This window comes from Arenicella chitinivorans (assembly GCF_014651515.1).
In the GTDB taxonomy this organism is placed as follows: Bacteria; Pseudomonadota; Gammaproteobacteria; order Arenicellales; family Arenicellaceae; genus Arenicella; species Arenicella chitinivorans.
In genome coordinates, this window is record NZ_BMXA01000003.1 from 168,198 (window position 1) to 187,113 (window position 18,916).

The 18,916-nt window shown below is 47.2% G+C and carries 16 protein-coding genes; 10 read left to right on the forward strand and 6 right to left on the reverse strand.

All coding sequences use genetic code 11. The annotated features are described in order from the left end of the window. Positions 1-106: 106 nt before the first annotated feature. Positions 107-760 carry a DUF4145 domain-containing protein gene (locus tag IE055_RS10575; RefSeq protein ID WP_189400625.1) on the reverse strand — a complete coding sequence of 218 codons (654 nt, stop codon included), beginning with the start codon at positions 758-760 and terminating at the stop codon, positions 107-109. Between the two features lie 590 nt (positions 761-1,350). On the opposite strand from IE055_RS10575, the gene IE055_RS10580 reads away from it, so the two are divergent. The 7 genes from IE055_RS10580 (at position 1,351) to IE055_RS10610 (ending at position 8,601) form a co-directional block, all read left to right on the forward strand. After that, positions 1,351-1,851 carry a hypothetical protein gene (locus IE055_RS10580; protein ID WP_189400627.1) on the forward strand — a complete coding sequence of 167 codons (501 nt, stop codon included), beginning with the start codon at positions 1,351-1,353 and terminating at the stop codon, positions 1,849-1,851. Positions 1,852-1,926: 75 nt separating this feature from the next. Next, the gene (locus tag IE055_RS10585) at positions 1,927-2,223 is read left to right on the forward strand and encodes a hypothetical protein (protein WP_189400629.1); all 297 of its coding nucleotides are present in this window, start codon (positions 1,927-1,929) and stop codon (positions 2,221-2,223) included. A 47-nt stretch (positions 2,224-2,270) separates the two neighbouring features. Further along, the gene (locus IE055_RS10590) at positions 2,271-2,918 is read left to right on the forward strand and encodes a DUF6928 family protein (protein WP_189400631.1); all 648 of its coding nucleotides are present in this window, start codon (positions 2,271-2,273) and stop codon (positions 2,916-2,918) included. A gap of 54 nt (positions 2,919-2,972) precedes the next feature. Continuing rightward, the gene (locus IE055_RS10595) at positions 2,973-3,458 is read left to right on the forward strand and encodes a P-loop nucleotide/nucleoside kinase family protein (protein WP_189400633.1); all 486 of its coding nucleotides are present in this window, start codon (positions 2,973-2,975) and stop codon (positions 3,456-3,458) included. A gap of 484 nt (positions 3,459-3,942) precedes the next feature. After that, positions 3,943-4,440, forward strand: coding sequence for a P-loop NTPase family protein (locus tag IE055_RS10600; RefSeq protein ID WP_189400635.1), 498 nt, complete (start codon positions 3,943-3,945; stop codon positions 4,438-4,440). Positions 4,441-4,675: 235 nt separating this feature from the next. Next, positions 4,676-6,757, forward strand: a complete 2,082-nt coding sequence (locus tag IE055_RS10605; RefSeq protein ID WP_189400637.1) for an ATP-dependent nuclease — start codon at positions 4,676-4,678, stop codon at positions 6,755-6,757. Beyond that, positions 6,754-8,601, forward strand: a complete 1,848-nt coding sequence (locus IE055_RS10610; protein WP_189400639.1) for a UvrD-helicase domain-containing protein — start codon at positions 6,754-6,756, stop codon at positions 8,599-8,601. The genes IE055_RS10605 and IE055_RS10610 overlap by 4 nt, the downstream gene beginning before the upstream one ends. Before the next feature lie 340 nt (positions 8,602-8,941). Here IE055_RS10610 and IE055_RS10615 read toward each other — a convergent pair whose 3' ends face one another. Genes IE055_RS10615 through glyQ form a run of 5 tightly spaced genes read right to left on the reverse strand, consistent with a single transcriptional unit; the run spans position 8,942 to position 14,424 of the window. Further along, on the reverse strand, positions 8,942-10,108 hold the full coding sequence (locus tag IE055_RS10615) for a mechanosensitive ion channel family protein (RefSeq protein WP_189400641.1): 1,167 nt from the start codon (positions 10,106-10,108) through the stop codon (positions 8,942-8,944). Positions 10,109-10,168: 60 nt separating this feature from the next. Next, positions 10,169-10,864: a lysophospholipid acyltransferase family protein gene (locus IE055_RS10620; protein WP_189400643.1), complete on the reverse strand. Its 696-nt coding sequence runs from the start codon at positions 10,862-10,864 to the stop codon at positions 10,169-10,171. Beyond that, entirely contained in the window at positions 10,857-11,432 is a 576-nt protein-coding gene (gene gmhB / locus IE055_RS10625; protein ID WP_189400645.1) for a D-glycero-beta-D-manno-heptose 1,7-bisphosphate 7-phosphatase, read from the reverse strand. Before gmhB ends, IE055_RS10620 begins: the two co-directional genes overlap by 8 nt. A gap of 3 nt (positions 11,433-11,435) precedes the next feature. Beyond that, positions 11,436-13,529: a glycine--tRNA ligase subunit beta gene (gene glyS / locus IE055_RS10630; protein ID WP_189400647.1), complete on the reverse strand. Its 2,094-nt coding sequence runs from the start codon at positions 13,527-13,529 to the stop codon at positions 11,436-11,438. 1 nt (position 13,530) lies between these two features. After that, a complete protein-coding gene (glyQ, locus tag IE055_RS10635) occupies positions 13,531-14,424 on the reverse strand; it encodes a glycine--tRNA ligase subunit alpha (protein WP_189400650.1) in 894 nt (297 codons plus the stop codon). Positions 14,425-15,654: 1,230 nt separating this feature from the next. Here glyQ and IE055_RS10640 point away from each other — a divergent pair. From IE055_RS10640 to IE055_RS10650, 3 genes are read left to right on the forward strand one after another with little or no spacing between them, the layout of a single operon-like run. Next, positions 15,655-16,431 (forward strand): DUF4198 domain-containing protein, encoded by a 777-nt coding sequence (locus tag IE055_RS10640; RefSeq protein ID WP_189400652.1) that lies wholly within the window; start codon positions 15,655-15,657, stop codon positions 16,429-16,431. Positions 16,432-16,462: 31 nt separating this feature from the next. After that, positions 16,463-17,392, forward strand: coding sequence for a calcium-binding protein (locus IE055_RS10645; RefSeq protein WP_189400654.1), 930 nt, complete (start codon positions 16,463-16,465; stop codon positions 17,390-17,392). Between the two features lie 30 nt (positions 17,393-17,422). After that, positions 17,423-18,868: a DUF2271 domain-containing protein gene (locus IE055_RS10650; protein ID WP_189400656.1), complete on the forward strand. Its 1,446-nt coding sequence runs from the start codon at positions 17,423-17,425 to the stop codon at positions 18,866-18,868. Positions 18,869-18,916 lie beyond the last annotated feature (48 nt).

Sequence of the window (18,916 nt, forward strand, 5' to 3'; positions counted from 1 at the left end):
TTATTGCGGGTACTGAAGATCTAGAACAAAAAAGGCCGCTAAAAGAGCGACCATCTTCAGAAGTTTATGTCTTACTAGTTCATAGACTCGAATATGCATACCATGCTCAAGTGTTACCTCTCGTCATAGTGTTCATGTATTGCTGAGTTAAAATTTCATCCCGAATCCAAGCGGATGTTAGATCAATCAAAGCCTTTAGATCATCGATGTCTTGATCAAGCCACACTCTATCATAGTGAGTCTCATCATTTCCTAACCATACTGCGCGTTGTGCAGCTATTTTCAACTCGGTTTTAGAAATAAAATTTTGAATCACTTGGTTTAGTGTTGAGCCCTTGATTGAAGCAGTTTTCTCCCGGTCCTTACTTATACAATAGTCTTTGAGTAAAAATTCAAGAGCCTTCCTGTAGCCCACACCGCATATATCCGTAAGACCCACTTGTTCAGCAACGTTGGATTGGTTATATATTTTTACAAAACCTGGAGATATTTCTGCAATCTCTGAAGATACTGTTGGTGATTCGTACACCTTTGGCGCACAGCCTTGTAGTAGGTATGCAGCATGGGGATCTGACTTATGTTTAGATTCACGTTCGTATATGGCTATAAACATTCTTTTGCACTTAGGATTAGTGCACTGGAATGCCATATCAAGGTGCGTCTTGTTGTCTACCCAAACATCGGTGAATGTGGAAGTTGAAAGATCAATTGGCGCAATAGAATAATGACAAATGGGACAAGTGGATGGCGTCTCATTCAAAGTGTGTGTCCTACCGTTATGTGTAATGGTTTTCATCTGATGTGTTAGCTTCGCAAGTTTCTAAATTAAGTCGTAAGGCGTGTTAGGATTTTTGTGTAGTGCAGCATATTCAAGTAACTAGTTTCAACCCTATATTCCTCCTTTGGTAGAGTAAAACCCAGATAGTGTGCAGTATCATGCGAGGGTGAACTGAATAAGTATGATAAGTGCTAACTTTACAAAAAAACGAGGTGTGCAACATTTAAACCAGCTACTTCCCATCGTAGTGTGTAGTGGTCAAGTAATCTTGCCGCGGATTTAGAGGAATTCCAAAAGACAATAAAGTTGGACAGCCACTGGCTAGAGAGATGGTTCAAGTCATACATGACTGATATTTTTCTTGATTACTTGACCGCTACACAAGGATTTCTAAATTCGTTGCCTCGGATAGTGCGCATTGTTACGATGATGAATGAGCATAAGCGTTTACACCGAATCAAAGGAGGATGGCATTGATCGTTAAGACAGCAAAAAACAGCGGCTTGCGCTGTATAGTACGGTGCCCCTCTCCAGCGCATACGCACATTCACTGAATTGAGTTGTTAGTTACAATGACCAGACTCTCGCTGTGGTTCATCTTCATAACGGCTGTTTTGTGTATTGTGTTCTGTCTATTTTGGGATGGGCGCAATGCATATCGCTCGGTTGAAGAAATTGCTGCGGCACAGAGCAGTCTAGTTGAGGAAGACTGTTCGGGCCAAGAGACCATCGATCGTTGGCTTCTTCAGCAGTCCTGGTTTTACGATGAAGAATTTAGTGAACTAGCTGGAGCCTTTGGTCAGTATAGTTTCAGCCTCTATGAAAGAGACTCATCTTTAAATGAGATGATTGAGGGTGTTTTCTGCATTGACGGTAACAGGCTTAAGGTCAAATACTATGAAAGCCGCTTTGTGCCCGTAAAGGTTGATTTCTCAGAAAAGGCAATCAATTTTGGGCAGAAGTTCAAGGTAGTGGGTGAAGATTTATTCACGGTCAAAGAGCTAACCGAAAAGAGGATGCTTATTGAGTACGCCAGCGACGGTGAAACGCATGTTTTTTACAGAAAGAATTAGCAATGCAAGGTAGCAAGGGCGCTTCGCCGAGGGACTCGCTAACGCGGGTCTCAGCTAGAAGCGATAGGTTTTCATATGAAAGATGATAAAGCACAACTCTATCTTGGTGGTCCAGCGGTGCAGTACGAAGACGCACTTGTCGGTAATCGCGCGGGACTTGAAAAGCTCAAATCGGCAATTGATGAGGCTATTGAAAATGGAGAGTCTTCTGTTTCATTAGGCGATTTTATCGGGGTAAAGTGTCTTTCAGAGAAAGAGCTTAGGGAAGCACTTAAACCGGAGAATAGTACTGGTTCAAAAATCGGTTTTTGGCTAATAGGAATATGTTTTCTATTTACAGTAGTTATTGTCTGGCTCGCATCTGCGCAGTGATGTGTGTACAACTAAATCTAACATTTCAATCTGAGTGAGGATGAGCAATGGGAGCAAAGACATGGATGATTGTTTATTCAGATGATCAACCATCTAATAAATTTAAGCGCTATCCAAAACCGGATTTGGAGAAGACGATATCCCTATTGAATCGCTTATTTCCGAATGAAAAACTCGAAAAAACTGACGATGGGGATTTATCTTTTACCTGTCCTCCTAATGACATGATCTTTGCCGGACACTTTGATGGGATTTCGGTAGTGGCCGCGAAAGAGTTCGGTATAGACAACCCGTCAAAAATAGATAGGCGTTTTATATCAGAGTCTCCATTTAAAAAAGCCTACATACATGCCATGCACAGTGTTGTTGATTGGTTTGCATTTGCTAAATGGGAAGATCGTGAGCTCACCCGATCTCTTAGCCTTTCGCCCGACAGCGGAATCATAGAGGACTTCGGAGAAAAGTTTGAGTTTGAACTTCCATATTGGAAGGGCGCTCATCCAGCCATTGATCGGAGTGAAGAAGATGACGAGGAATACCCGTTCAAATTTCACCCGTTAGAGCTTGGAGAAGAATTTTTAAAGGAGTTATTTGGGTATCAATTAGAGGGCTTTGAAGGCTCGGAATTAATTGAACCCGAAAAAATTAGGCTCTATGGCTTTAAACGGCCTAAACCTTGGTGGAGGCTATGGTAAAACGTAACAAGCCGCACACTGATACGCAGCGCTATACTTAACTAGAGACCGAAGATGGAAAAAGGAGAATTAGTATTTTTCTGTGGGAAGATGGGAGCAGGAAAATCTACCAAAGCTGCTGAAGTCGCACGGGATAAGAATGCAGTGTTGCTTTCTGAGGATGAATGGCTGGAGTCGCTGTATCCGAACAAAGTTAGGTCGCTAGAGGACTATATAAAATACTCAAACCTGCTTAAGCCCCAGATTAAGAAATTGGTGCAATCAATTTTGGCCTCAGGAACAGATGTGGTAATGGACTTTCCGGCCAACACGGTTGCACAACGAGCGTGGTTTAGAGGGATTTTCTCTGAGGTAGGTGCACCGCACCGCATGATGTATCTCGATAAGCCAGATGATGTCTGCCTCGCGCAAATTGCTAAAAGACGTATTGAACAGCCCAATCGCGCTGATACGGATACAGCAGAAATGTTTGAGGCTATTACAAAGTTTTTTTCAGAGCCAAAGTCTGTAGAGGGCTTTAACATAACCACGATCGTGTAAAAGAAAGGGTAAATCTAGACAGCCAATTTGACAGAGTTAAGTGGGTGTCCAGAGTGATCCGCATAGGGGTAGCTCAGAGCAGATACTTGATCGTCTGCATGGAGCAAATTTCCGCCATAGGTCCAATTGATGAAACGTAAAAGCGGTTCCATACTTAAAAACAGTTTGTATTTACAAGAATATTTGAGGTGTGAGCTCAAATTTGAACAGCCACTTTGACGGTGTTGAGTGGTTGTCCAAAGTTCATGATAGGTGTCCAAAGTTTATGACATTTCATGAATGGTCTTTCGAAAATGGTTTGAGTCATCATCTAAAAAGAGAGAATGATCTGTTCATGGATCTAGAATCATACTTCTGTACACCTTCAATGGTATTCAGCAAGCGCCTCTAACGGGGCTAAACACTAACGCTTCGCTCGGACGCCGCAGAAGGCCCGACGCCTGCGTTAAAGGCGTTATAAGCTAAAACGATAACCGGGGTAAAAATGGAAAAATTACTTGTAGCTATTCTCGGGAATAGAAATTCTGGAAAAAGCCATACGTGGAACACTCTATTTGGAGCCACTGTAAGGACAGGAAAAGAAGAGCGCCGTCTCTACTTTAACAACTATGAGTACGTAAACGTATTTTTGGTTAGCGGATCACCGGAGGAGCGTCAAAAGTATGTGGGTGATCTTATTGCAGATACGGACCCAAGAATCGTTCTTTGCTCAACTCAGTACAAAGATGATGTGAAAACAACCTATGAGTATTTTTTAGAAAAATCATATTTTATATTTGTTCATTGGTTAAACCCCGGATATTGGGACGGAGACGATTCCTTGTTTGACTCTCTCGGGCTTACAAACTGGTTGCTATCGAAGAATTCTATGGTGGGGATTCGTAGTGGAAAAATATCAGCATCCTCAAGAGTCAATGAAATGAAGGAATTTATTTATGGGTGGGCTAAAGCCCGCAATTTGATTATCAACGAGCAAGGGTGAATTTGGACAGACACTTAGACAGAGACAAGTGTCTGTCTACATCTCAGATCAGCGGTAAATAAGGACAGCCACTCCTTATTGGTACACAGGAATGCTGGGAGAAGCATAAATTAGTTTCCTCTGGTGAGTCAGTATTGAGTGGGTGTCTATATTTCAATAATGCTGGTTTATAGTATTCTGAGCAAAAAGAGTAGTTGAAAAAGAATGGTTGTAATACTCAATAGGGAAGTAAAAAATGAGATTAGCTAAAGCCTTTATTAGAAATTTTCGTCGCCTTGAAGAGGTCGAAGTAGATTTCGAGGATTCTGAAACTGTTTTTGTCGGGCCAAATAATAGTGGGAAGACTTCGGCAACCAGTGTGTTCCGGTGTTTTTTATCTTCTAGGGATTTTAAGATTCATGATTTCTCAATTCAACGCATCTCAGAGATTGACCAATATTCACCAGAAGGCGGTATAGCTTTTCCCACCATAGAGCTTGATCTTTGGTTCGACTTTGACCCCCAAAACATCTCTTTCGGTCGCGCTTTTGCCTTGCTTTCAAGTGTCTCCATAGAAACATATGAGGTTGGCATCCGCTGCAAGTATGCAGTAGATGACATTTCTAAATTATGGACTGAATATAACACCATTTTCCCAAGTGATGATGACGGTAACCGAAAAAGGAGCCTAAGCCACTTTCTAGGCCTTGATGGTAACTTTAAAAGCCATTTTTCCGTCCAGTACTCTTCACTTTCAAGACTGGAGAGCGGTGAGGTTGAGGAAACAATACTCAAGTTTTCTGATGGCAAACGTATATTGAATTCTTTGGTGCGAGCAGACTTTGTTGATGCCCAACGAAATATGAATGATGATGAAGAAGCTAGTCGTAGCAGTAAACTCTCCACCGCGTTTGCTTCTTTCTATCGCAACAACTTAGACCAAGCTGATATTAGCGATGCGGCCATACAAATTATCGACGAGAACAACGAAAAACTCACAGAACATTACGGTGAGCATTTCGGGGAGCTTATGGATGTATTGGATGGATTGGGCGTACCTGCAGCACATGAACGCCGATTAAAAATAATTTCATCTATCAGTGCAGATGTTGCACTGCGAGGCAGTACAGACTTAGTCTACATAGATACAGTAACTGCTCATGAACTTCCCGAGGCATATAATGGCTTGGGGTTCAAAAACCTGGTGCTAATGGCGATCCAGATCCGGGATTTTCAGCTGCAGTGGTTGCAAACCCTAGAGAACCGACCATTATGCCACCTAATCTTTGTCGAAGAACCCGAGGTACATTTACACGCTCAGGTTCAACAAACATTCATCGGTAATATATGGAATATTCTTAACAATCTCGATGAAGATGGAATTGGTAGCCCACAGCTTGTTATTACAACGCATTCATCACATATTCTAAACTCTGTTGATTTTGAAAAAGTCAGGTATTTCCGACGGTGTCATCGCTCAGGAGAAGATCCTGCTGTGTCTCCAATTCTACGCGTGTCGGAGATACATAACCTAAGAGACTTTCAAGCTTCAGCAGTCGCTACGGATGACGGTGAAGTAGATGCGGTTGCTGCTCTTGATTTTTTAAAACGCTATCTAGCTCTAATCCATTGCGATCTCTTTTTCGCTGACGCCGCAATATTGATTGAAGGCACTGTGGAGCGGCTTCTTCTGCCACAGATGATCACGAAGACATCACCGAGCTTGAACATGAAGTATCTCACTACGCTAGAAGTTGGCGGAGCGTATGCTCATCGGTTCGCTGAACTAATGACCTTCCTACACATTCCCTACTTGGTTATCACCGACATAGACTCCGTTAAGCCTCCAGAAGGTGGCGGCCGAGCCAAAGCCTGCTGTGCTGTTGATACTGGTGCAGTGACTTCTAATGCTAGCCTCAAAGATATGTTCGTGGGAAAACTTTTGATCAGTGATTTCAATGAAATTCCCGCCCAGGATCAGTCGCAGACTGAACTTGATCGTTTTGTTGCTTTTCAGCAGCCTGTTGCAGTAGATTTTTTAGGCGAGAATATAACGGTTCATGGTCGAACTTTAGAGGAGACGTTCATCTATGAAAATATCCAACTCTTTGGTGAAGGAGAAGTGTTCAAAAGCGTTGTGCTCCCTGCTGTAGCCGAAGAGTTGAATCAGTCAATGTTCGAGCTCATTCGAGAATCGAGCTTCAAGAAAACCGATTTTGCACTTACAGTCCTGTCTTCTGATGATTGGCAAGTACCTTTATACATCCGTGAGGGATTGAAATGGCTTGAACAGAGGCTACAAAGCCAAGATCAGGCAATTGAGGAGGTTGTTATATGACCAAATTGCTCGAGCCGACTAAAGCAGATAAGGAAATCGAAGAATGTCTTTTGGCGGCTCAGTCTTTTTCTGTAGTAGCGGGAGCCGGTTCTGGGAAGACAACTTCACTCGTGACGGCACTAAATTTTCTTCGCGATGAATTTGGAAGTGATTTAAGGAAAAATGGTCAGAAAATCGTTTGTATTACCTATACAAAGCGAGCAACCGCTGTAATTGAGGAACGGCTCGGATTCGACGAACTTTACTTAGTTTCAACAATTCATAGTTTCCTTTGGAGTTCCATCAGCCGATTTACGAAAGATATTCGTATAGCTCTTCGTGATAACCTCATTCCAACCCATATCGCAAAAGCACGCGAAAAAGACAATGGTGGTAACTCTCAATCCGCCCAGAGAGCACGCGCTCGAGTTGCAGAATTGACGGCAGAATTAGAACTTTTAGATCAAGTTACCACGTTTAAGTACGATGAGAGCCAATTTAGCAGCTTTTCTAAAGGGCAAATCGGTCATGATGACGTAATCGACTTAGCTGCATACTTGATTTCCGAAAATCTTATTTTGCAACGTGGGCTTGGTTTCCAGTTTCCATACATTTTTGTCGATGAAGCACAGGATACCTTTGATAGTGTTATTGCTGCATTCAATACAATTTGTTCTGGTGAAGGTCTTCCGATGGTTGCCTATTTTGGCGACCCTATGCAGCAGATTTATGATAATGGAGCTGGTGTATTTGATGGGCCAGCAGGGTTCCGATCAATAGAGAAAGAAGAAAATTTTCGATCGGCTACATCAATCGTTGCGCTGACTAATAAACTTAGGACTGACATTCAGCAGACGCCCGCTGGCGAAAGCGCCTTGAATGTAGGCAGTGTGTTACTGACTTTGATTGAAACAGAAGCTCCTGCTGGGCATCGTGGAAGGTATACACCCGAACAATTAGACCAGTCTCTATCGAAGTTTGATGAAGCCCTACAATACATCGGTTGGCAGAATAATGAGAAAGCTAAAAGACTGTTCTTGGTGCGCCAGATGATTGCAAGGCGCCTTGGGTTCTCATTACTACAAAATCTATTCACAGGAGTTTATGCCTCAAACAAAGCACAAGCTGAGTATATCGATGGGAGCCATTTCTTAGTTAAGCCATTTATCAAATCGCTATGTCCTTTGATAGTGTCAAAGCAGAGCGGCAACAATAAACAGATTGTTGATCTGTTACGGGAAGAGACGCCTGCTTTCGATATATTAGGCATAAATAAAGACCGCCCTCTTAAGGAGATGCTAGAGAGGGCTAATAGTCTTGTAAACGACCTTTCCGAAATGTGGGCTGAACGTCCAATTGGAGATATCTTGAGGTATGCAAAAGAAAATCGACTTTGCGCTATTTCTGACCGTTTGGCAGCAACATTAGATAGAGAGCCAAGAGTTGAGGCTTACGATAACGCGATTCACGCTGAAGAAAAATCTGATTGGTTAGCCGACGAATTTTTATCAATGTCAACGAATGAGCTCCTCCCATATTACGGTTTCGTTTCTGACCACACGGCACTCAGTACTCAGCACGGATCAAAAGGGGAAGAATACGAAGATGTCTTAGTTGTTTTTGATGATATCGAAGCCAGCTGGAACATGTACAGCTTCAATAAGCTTCTGACGCCCGCTGCTGCTGGAGATGGCACAGAAGGTCAATTAGCACGTAGCAGGAAATTGGCATACGTTTGCTTTTCACGAGCTCGTATGAACCTTAGAATATTTCTTTTTTGTCAGGATGCAGTAGCCGCTCGTGCTGAACTTGTCGAAAGTGAGTTATTAGATAGCGAGCAGGTGCAAATATTGCCTTCGAGATGATGAATGAGGTTGGTTTGAGGGGCGCTCAAAGCAAAGTATAACAAGGTGTTGCTGAAGAAAATTCACTCGCTGGCGCTCGCAAATTTCCGCAGAGCGTGGCGTTAACCATTTAAATGAAATCATTCAATATCGAAGGTGAATCACGATAAGAAATTTTGGCATGGCCAGAACATGATTTTGATGAGCTTGTGCTTATTGATAATGACCTAGACCCCAGATTGTTATCAAGTTTTAGATGAGAAAAATTCAGATTGAACGCTAGCTAGGTTCGAAGCAAAGTAACAAGTGAACCAAAATAAATGGATGCTTTTGAGTCTGGCAAGTGTTACCAACAACGCACTCAAGACTCTCGCTTGATCGTAATATCTCGCTTTGGATACGGTATTTCTAATCCGTGGGCACGGAAGGCGGCGTGGATTTTTTTGAACATGATGTGACTGATGCGGCCGCGGTCTGCGGGTTGGGTTATCCAGCCCATGAGTTGCACGTCGATTCCGCTTTGTCCAAATCCTCGAACACGCACGCGTGGCGCTGGGTGTGCGTTGATTTCGGGTTCGTCTTCAGTCAGTTTCATGAGCATGGATTCGACTTCGTCTAAATCGGCGTCATACGCGCATTGCACGTTGAGTCGAATTCGCATGGCGGTGTGCGAGCCGCCGCTTTCATTGACGATTTTGGCGTTGCCGATGACGCCGTTGGGAACCGTGACCTCCACGTCGTCGCGTGTGAGTAAGCGTGTGCTGCGTATGCCGATGTGGGTTACTTGGCCGCGTTCACCGCTGTCGAGGATCACGTAGTCGCCGAGTTTATACGGGCGGTCAGCCAGAATGAACACACCTGAAAATAGGTTGGCTAAGGTGTCTTTGGCGGCGAAACCAACCGCGATACCGACGATACCGGCTGAGGCGAGTAATCCGACTGGATTGATTCCCCACACCATCAGCACCAGGTACGCCGACACCAGCATGATCACGATCTTGGTGGTGATGATCAGTAACGGTTCGGTGCGGATATCGAGCTTTTTGAAGCGCACCGGGTCGCGCGAGACGGTGGTAATCACCTTGCTTGAAATCACCAGCGCCATGCGTGTGAGCGCGAGTAGGATCATCGACAAGGCAATGGGTGTGATGAAGCGATACGCGCCTTCGGTGAAGCCGGTGGATTGCGTGGCGACAATTAAGCCAAACCAAATAACGATGGAAAAAATCGGTCCACGGATTTCGTAAATGATCTCGTCGTCGAGACTGCTCTTGGTTTTGGATGAGAGCTTTTCAATAGCCTGAATGACGTAGCGACGTATCAGAAAGGCGGCGGTCCAGAACACGAACAGGATCGCCAGTGCTTCAACAATGGGGTACTTTTGTACAAAGTGCCAATACGGTTGCCAGCTGCTGGGTAGCAGGTCGATAAACTGGGGGACCTGACTCACGACCTCGTTGGTGGCATCAATAGCCGGCGCGAGTGGATTTGAGTCACTGTCGACGTTATTGGTGTTTGCGTCACTCATTGATTTACTTGGCTCGTGTTCATTCACAGATGAGTTTAACCCAGACCCGTTGCGTGAAGCTTATAAATCCTGTGCTTCGATCCAGTCTTGAATTTCCTGGGTGATTTGGGTGTCAGTTTTGTCTTTCACGCTGATTTCGGGACCAAAGATGCAGCGAATCTTGCCGGGCTTAATCCACCAGCTTTTGGTGGACCAGTATTTGCCAGCGTCATGTGCAATTGGGATGATCGGCACGTTAGCGGCAATGGCTAAGCGAGCAGCGCCTTTTTTGTAGCGGCCTTTTGCGCCCCAGGGTGTGCGTGTGCCTTCTGGGAAAATCAGCACATAACGACCTTCTTTAAATTTTTCTAAGCCTTGATCGATGACTTGGTCCAGCGCGTTTTTGCTGTCGCGTCGGTCAATCGCAATCGGGCCAGTGGCGCGTAAGCCAAGGCCGAACACCGGAATGCTTAATAATTCTTTCTTTAACACCCAGGCGAGTGGTGGCAGGAACGTTTGCGTGGTGATGGTTTCCCAAGTGGAGGAGTGCGCGCAGGCTAATACGCACGGCCGCTCTGGTAAGTTTTCAAGACCTTCGATGGTGTGCGACAAGCCGCAGGTGACTTTTAACCACCAGGTCACAAAGCGTGCCCAGCCAGCAATCAGTTCTGATCGGCGTCGTGGCGGTACCAACAGCGCGATCACTGATACGAAAAAAAAGGGAACGGTTGAGAGTGCCTTACCCAAATAAAACAGGATAGAACGAAACTTAATCATGAGCTAACTGTCCGGCCAGCAATGCGTCTACGAAGCCCGCCAGGTTGTCGAATACTAAGAGATCTTCGAAGTGAGTGTCCTCGTCCTGCGTGATCTGTTTAAGCGTCTGGCGACCGTTGCCGGTTTTTACCAACACGGGTTTGGCGCCCGCGGATTGCGCGGCTTGCAGGTCTCGCAACGAGTCACCGACACTGTAGACGTCGTCAAACGACAGGTTGAGGCGATTAGCCAATTCTTCATATAAGCCCGTTTTAGGCTTGCGGCAGTTGCACTGTTCATCCGGATGGTGTGGACAAAACAAGATGCTTTGTATTTTGCCGCCGAACTGCTGTACGTAATCCACCATGCGCACGTGGATGCGCCCTAAGGTGTTGGCGGTCAGTAAACCACGACCAACACCCGATTGGTTGGTGAGCACCACCACATCCACACCGGCCTGCGATAAGCGTGCGATCGCCTCCAAACTGCCCTTGATCGGCAGCCATTCATCCGGGGACTTAATAAAATCCGCCGAATCCTGATTGATCACGCCATCGCGATCCAATATGACGAGTTTGACGCCGGGCATAACTTAATTTTGTAAGCGAGCGATATCAGCCACGTTCAGAAACAGGTTCTGAATCCGTTGCAGTACTGCTAGGCGGTTTTGTTGTTGCTGTGCATCGTCGGTCATCACCATGACCTGATCGAAAAAAGTGTCGATCGGGGTTCGAAGCTGAGCGAGTTTGGCCAGCCCGGTTTGGTAATCGCGCGCAGCAAACAATGCAGAACACTCGGTCTCCAATGCTTGTAGAACTGTGTAGAGCGCGAGTTCTGCTTCGTCCGCGAGCGCGTCAGTATTCACTTCGGTTGAGACCGGTTGCGCTTGTTTGCGCAAAATATTACTGATGCGTTTATTCGCAGCAGCCAAGTCCTGAGCTTCTTCAACCTGACTGAACGCGTGGACCGCGCTGACGCGGGCATCGAAATCAAGCGGGCTGCTCGGTCGGCACGCAAGCACTGAGTTAATCGTCGAGGTGTCGACATCTTGCGTTTGGTAGAACGCCATCAAGCGACCACGAATAAAGTCAACGATGGCTTCCTGCGTGTCGCTGTCGACCGTAAACGATTGGTGCTGTTGGTACACGTCTGCGGCTTGCGCCACCAATTCGGGCAATTCCAGCGCGAGTTCTTTTTCGATCAGAATGCGCAGAATGCTGAGTGCAGCACGACGCAAGCCGTAAGGGTCTTTGTCGCCCGTTGGGATTTCCCCAGCGGCGTAAATACCGACCAGGCTGTCGAGCTTGTCGGCCAATGCGACTGCTTGTGCTTCGCCGCTGGCAGGTAACTGATCGCCGGCAAAGCGAGGCCAGTAATGTTGTTCGATACAGTCGCCGACCAATGCGGGCTCACCATCGCGATCTGCGTAATAGTGTCCCATGATGCCTTGCAATTCGTCGAACTCGCCGACCATGTCGGATACCAGATCGGCCTTGGCTAAGTAAGCACCACGTTGCGCGACCTCGCGGTCGGCCTTGATGCTGTCAGCCAGATTGCCGGCCAATGCTTGAATGCGCGTGACTTTGTCATGCACGCTGCCAAGTTTGACGTGAAACAGCACATCTTCAAGTCGTGACACACGCTCAGCCAAGGTGGTTTTTTGGTCGGTCTGCCAAAAGAATTGCGCGTCAGATAGTCGTGCGCGCAAGACCTTTTCATTGCCGCTGCGGACTTGATCAGGATTTTTGCTGACGATATTGCTGACGGTGATAAAGCGCGGCAGCAGGTCACCATTTTGATCGGTAAGATGAAAATACTTTTGGTGATCGCGCATGGACGACACCAGGCATTCCTGCGGTACGTCTAAGAACTCAGGATCAAAACTACCCAACAGCGCGTTTGGATATTCAACCAGGCCAGTGACTTCATCCAGCAAGGCGGGATCAGGCTCGATTGTGCCATTCACGGATTTCGCCAATTCGGCAATCTGTGTAGCGATCTGCGCTTGACGCTCGCTGAACCCAGGCACGATATGCCCTTGCTCTGTGAGTAATTGTGCATAATGGTCGGCATGAGAAATTACAATCTCGCCGCTGCTGTGAAAGCGGTGGCCGCGACTGGTATTGCTAGACTGCACACCCAAGACTTCTAAATCAACGGTCGATGCGCCATGTAATAAGGTGACCCATTTAACCGGGCGCACGAATTCGGCACTGCCATCTCCCCAGCGCATGCGTTTCGGAATCGGGAGGCGTTTGATCGCTTCATCCAAAATTTCGCTCAATAGGCTATCTAACGGTTTGCCAACTTCGGTAATCGTGGCCGCCAGCCATTCGCCTTTATCCGTTGCAATACGCGTCAGTTGATCCACGGATAGGCCGCAAGATTTGGCAAAACCCTGTGCTGCTGGAGTTGGGTTACCATCGCCGTCGAAGGCGGCTTTGACCGCGGGTCCGCGGCGTTCGATTTGTTGATCGGGCTGCCCGGATGCCACGTCAGGCACACGCAGCGCCAGGCGGCGTGGTGTAGCGAAGGGTTCGGCCTGTGCTTTGGCGTCTGCATTGATGAGACCCGCTTCAAGCAATCCAGCCAGCACGCCGTCGGTAAATGCGTCAGATAGGGACTTCAGCGCCTTGGGAGGCAATTCTTCGGTGCCGATTTCAATGAGTAGCGTTTGTGTGCTCATGTTACGCCTCCGCCTTTTTCGCGCCACGCGGAAAGCCGAGGGCTTCGCGGGATTCGTAATACGCTTGTGCCACGCCTTTGGCTAGCGCTCGAATACGACCGATGTAGCGTGCTCGTTCAGTCACACTAATTGCATGGCGCGCGTCTAGAAGGTTAAAGCTGTGGGATGCTTTTAAGACTTTTTCGTAAGCTGGTAGCGGTAACTGCGCTTCCAGTAATTGTTTGCTCTCGGCTTCGCAGGCGTTGAACTGATGAAACAGCTCTTCAACGTTGGCTTGCTCGAAGTTGTATGTGGATTGCTCGACTTCGTTCTGGTGGTAAATGTCACCGTAGGTAAAGTCGTCAGTCCATTGCAGATCAAAGATGCTGTCAACGCCTTGCAGGTACATGGCAATACGCTCTAGGCCGTAAGTAATCTCACCAGTAACCGGACGGCAGTCTAGGCCGCCTACTTGTTGGAAATAGGTGAACTGCGTGACTTCCATACCATTTAGCCAAACCTCCCAACCAAGACCCCAGGCACCTAATGTTGGCGATTCCCAGTTGTCCTCAACAAATCGAATGTCGTCAGACAACATGTCGATGCCGAGTTGTTTCAGCGATTCCAGATACAGTTCTTGGATGTTGTCGGGGGACGGTTTGAGAATGACCTGGTATTGAAAATAGTGCTGCAGGCGGTTTGGGTTCTCTCCATAGCGGCCGTCGGTCGGTCGCCGGCAAGGCTGAACGTAGGCAGCGCGCATGGGCTCGGGACCAATAGCGCCGAGAAATGTGGCAGAATGGAAGGTGCCAGCGCCCATCTCCACGTCATAGGGCTGCATGAGCATGCAGCCTTGTTCAGCCCAAAAATGCTGTAAGCGTAAAATTAGATCTTGAAAGGACAATTGTTTACTCATTTGCCTTGCTCGTATTGAGCCAATTTGATTAGCTGGACATGCACGCTTATCCACACGAGTGCCCACGAAAAAAGGCGGATCGAACCGCCCGTGCATCAAGCTGGATATTATAGCGGACGGATACCAACATGCGAGTAGAGAATTTAGCTTTATCGTGCACTGAATTAGTGCGCATTGCGATCAATGCAACGTTGTTGAGCAATTTAAATGGACAATATGTCAAGCTTATGATTTGAATTCATGCCAGTGTTAACAAAAAGTTATAAAACCGTAGACAAGCGGCAAAATTTCGTTTAACTTTGCGCACAGACTGAGGTCAAGCCCAAGTCGCCTAGGAGTGAGGAGAGTGCAGTTAATAGCACGACTCAAGAAAGTAAAAAGGCTCGCAAAGAATAATAATAAGTGCGGGTCTTTTTATTTTCGTATTAGGGGTTTCTATTTATTCAACTTATAAGGACATTTGAATATCAAATATATCTCCGCTGTAGGCACGTTATTTTCGTATTAGGGGTTTCTATTTATTCAACTTATAAGGACATTTGAATATCAAATATATCTCCGCTGTAGGCACGTTATTTTCGTATTAGGGGTTTCTATTTATTCAACTTAATAAGGACATTTGAATATCAAATATATCTCCGCTGTAGGCACGTTATTTTCGTATTAGGGGTTTCTATTTATTCAACTTAATAAGGACATTTGAATATCAAATATATCTCCGCTGTGGGCACGTTATTTTCGTATTAGGGGTTTCTATTTATTCAACTTATAAGGACTTTGAATATCAAATATATCTCCGCTGTGGGCACGTTATTTTCGTGTGAAGGGCTAACCAATATTCACCTTATTAAGGACACTCGATTCCCGTTTCCTCTCTGCTGTGGGCACCTTATTTTCGTGTGAAAGGCTAGCAATTGTCGACTTGCTGACAGTTGCTTGATCGATGTTGGGTCACTACATCTTGTGCGGCTTATAACTCGTTATTGTCTCAAGTGGGATCTGGCTTAATCAATTGTATTGGTCGTACGGTTAGTGTCGGGTGCACCATTTTGGTGCGGTTGGTTCGTTTTGGTCTGCTGTTAGACTGTCTCTGCACTGAAAAGAGGCTGGGGTGCGTGTTGTAGGGAATTGTTTCACGCGTTTTTGATTATTGTTCTCATATGCTATTGCGAATCATTCGCATTTAAAATATGATCGCTGCGTGTTTAACAATTCCCCATTTAAAGCAGCATGCGATCACTTGTCTTGTTTTTAACGTCTGTGGTGTCGTTTTCGGCCACGGCGCATACCCCTTATTTAAAGCCATTTTCTTTCGAACCTATTGCCGGTGACCGCGTTACGCTAGATGCGTCGTTTGCCGAGAAATTCTTTGTGCCGGAAGCCGCATTCAATAGCGACTCCTTTGTGGTCATCACGCCTTCCGGAGAGTCCGTGGCGCCGGAGAGTAAAGTTGACCTTAAAACGCGCACGGTATTGGAACACGCCTTGCCGGAGGAAGGCACATATCGGTTTTCTACGGGCTCACGATTCGGTGCGGTGTTTCGTACCTATGAGTTGGACGGAGAGCAGCGTTCGGTGCGCGGTGACGAGGAGCCGATACCGGAAGGCGCTCAGGTCGTTGCACACTTTCAGTCAGTGACCAAAGCCGAAGCCTATGTCAGTAAAGGTGCGCCGAGTAATTCTGTATTAGCGGCACAGAATTCAGGATTGGAGGTTGTGCCGGTCTCACATCCTAACAGCTTGTTTGCGGGCGATGCCTTTGAGTTTCAGGTGTTATTCAATGGTGAGCCGATGGCGAACTTTGAACTGAATGCGCACCATGGCCGCGATCAATTTAGTGAAGACAAAGGAATAACACTCAGCACCGACGCACAAGGAAAAGCGGTGCTCACCGCGGAAAACCAAGGCGTGTACCTGATTTTTGCGCGTCATCGTGCGCCAGCACCAAGCGACGCGGCCGCGCCAACTTATAGCCATACCACCACGTTGACCGTGGAAGTTTTCTAATCCCCCTTATTGAGTGAACAGAGGTTTAATCATGACAAACAATTACCGATTACTCATTCTCGCCCCATTGCTGGGTTATGCGTTGAGCGTGAATGCAGCGCCGCACAATAAGCCGGGCGTAATTCTGGATTACGATTTAAATGCCGATGACAAGCTGTCGATGGAGGAATTCGTCGAAGCGCGACGCACACGTTTCACCAAAACCGATACCGATGGTAACGGCACGGTGGATGAAGGCGAATACGTGTATGAGTACGAAGGGCGACTACAGAAACAGTTGGAAGTTGCACGGGAAGCGCAGGTCGCGCAAACCGGTACGCGATTTAAAGCCATCAATAAAGATGAGGACGCCTACATCAGTCGCGATGAGTTTATTGCTTCCGGAAAGCGCGGATTCGACTACTTAGACGTGAATCAGGACGCGGTGATCCTGGCCACCGACGCAGATCCAGTGCGCGAGAAAGCCAATAAGGGCGATGAGAAACAACCGTTACGACGACGCTTTTCGATTGGTATGCCGTCGAGCCACAATGTCGCGGGCATGATCGCCTTGTATGACACGGATGGCGATGATCACGTGACCTACGACGAGTATCTCGCGGTTCGAGAAGCGCAATTCAAGCGTACCGATGCTGATGGAAATGGTTTGATCGACGAAAAGGAATATTTGTTTGAGTTTGAAGATCGTCTGGATGCTCAAATAGCCGATACGCACGAATCTCAAATTAAGCAAACCTATGTTCGGTTTGGTGTGTTGGATAAGGATGAAGACAAAGCCATGACCTTCAAAGAGTTTATGTTGTCCGGCGCACAGTCGTTTAATCGTTGGGACACCAACGGCGATGGTTGGGTAACGGTATCTGATCCAGCACCAGCGCCACGTCAAAAGCCGAAGAAGGACCAAGAGACAGCGAAAGCTGAAACTAACGCGGTTGCGGCTGGCCTCGCCGCCAAGGATTAACCTGGTCGGCATCTGGTTGGAGTGTGCGTGATGTTTAAATCTAGCAAATTGGTGTTTTCCCTGATCTTGACGATCACGATTAGCGCCCCAGTATTTGCGGCTGAGAAAACCGAGGTGCTTGGTCAATTTGGTGGCATGCCCGTTGAACTTGTGCTGGCAAATGGACGCGAGTTAGATGCGAACCAGCGCCAACGCTTGTCGACCGTGGTGCAGGAGTCGGATGCCGCATTGAATCAGATCGGCAGTAAGTCCGAACTTGGGCAAATAAACGCAGCTCGACACGGCGTGTTATCGACTTGGTTGTTTCAGGCTATTTCGCGTTGCGAAGCATGGCGTGAAACCACAGATGGCCGAATTAGTTGTCGTCAAGGTGCGCTGGAAACGTACTGGAAACAGCAGATTGACGAACTGGGACAGGCCCCGGACCGGCGTGAGGCGCGTCGCTTAGCGCGTGATGCCAACGAGGCGACGGTGCAATTGAATGACAATCATGCCATCGAGTTTGATGCTGCGGTTGAGTGGAACTTAGCGTCCATCGCAGCGCCAGTGATGCTGGATGCAGTTGCAAACGAAGTATCGACTTTGTTGCCGGGTCACGGGTTTACCTTAACTCATGGCGAGGCGCGAATTGCGCAAGGGATTAACCCAGAGGATGCGTGGTTGCGGTCGAAACAAACGATGGCTGGCCCTGCATTAGAGGCAGTCACCGATGGTGCTATGTATTCGTTTACGCCTTGGGAGATGCAACGAAACGTCGAGCGACGTCGATTCCCTGGTTGGATTGACGCTCGCTCCGGTTGGCCAGCGGCTAAGCATGCTTCGGTTGTGGTTGCGTCCACTGCATTGGATGCCAAGGTGTATAGCCTGTTGGCCAGTAGTGTGCCAGCGCAAACGTTGTTCGAGTCCTACGTCGAGACTGCAAGCTCGTTGTTGTTGATCGCTGAAGATGGGCGCATTCAGACGCATGGCCCGGTGTTTGCGGGCATGGCGACGCGTGCCGACTCGGTTGCGGGTCAGCTGCCCGGGTTTAGCATCGATCTCGAGATTCCAGAGATTAACGAAAGCCCTTATCACCAACCCTATGTCAGTGCCTGGATTTCAGATAAGCAGCAGAAACCGGTGCGGAATCTGTTGCTCTTGGGCGATGAAAAGCGCTGGATGCGCGAACTCAGAGTGTGGTGGCGGCGAATAGGGCGTGCCAATAGCTCAATTATTGATGGTTTAAGCGGCGCGACGCGTAAGCCCGGACACTACACGATTGCCTGGGATGGACTGGATGATTTTGGTCAGCCGGTGTCCGACCGTGAGTTGATCCTACACATTGAAGCGAGTCGTGAGCATGGCGGGCGCACCTATAAATCAATTCCCCTGCAACTCGATGCACTGCCCGCAGGCAAGGTGCTCGAACGTGATGGCGAGTTGGGGCAAATCAGCATACGTATAGAAGATGCCGCAACGACGGTATCCGCGCGTTAATTCTTATACCGACTAGATCGGGTAAGGCGAAAAACATTTTTGAAGTAA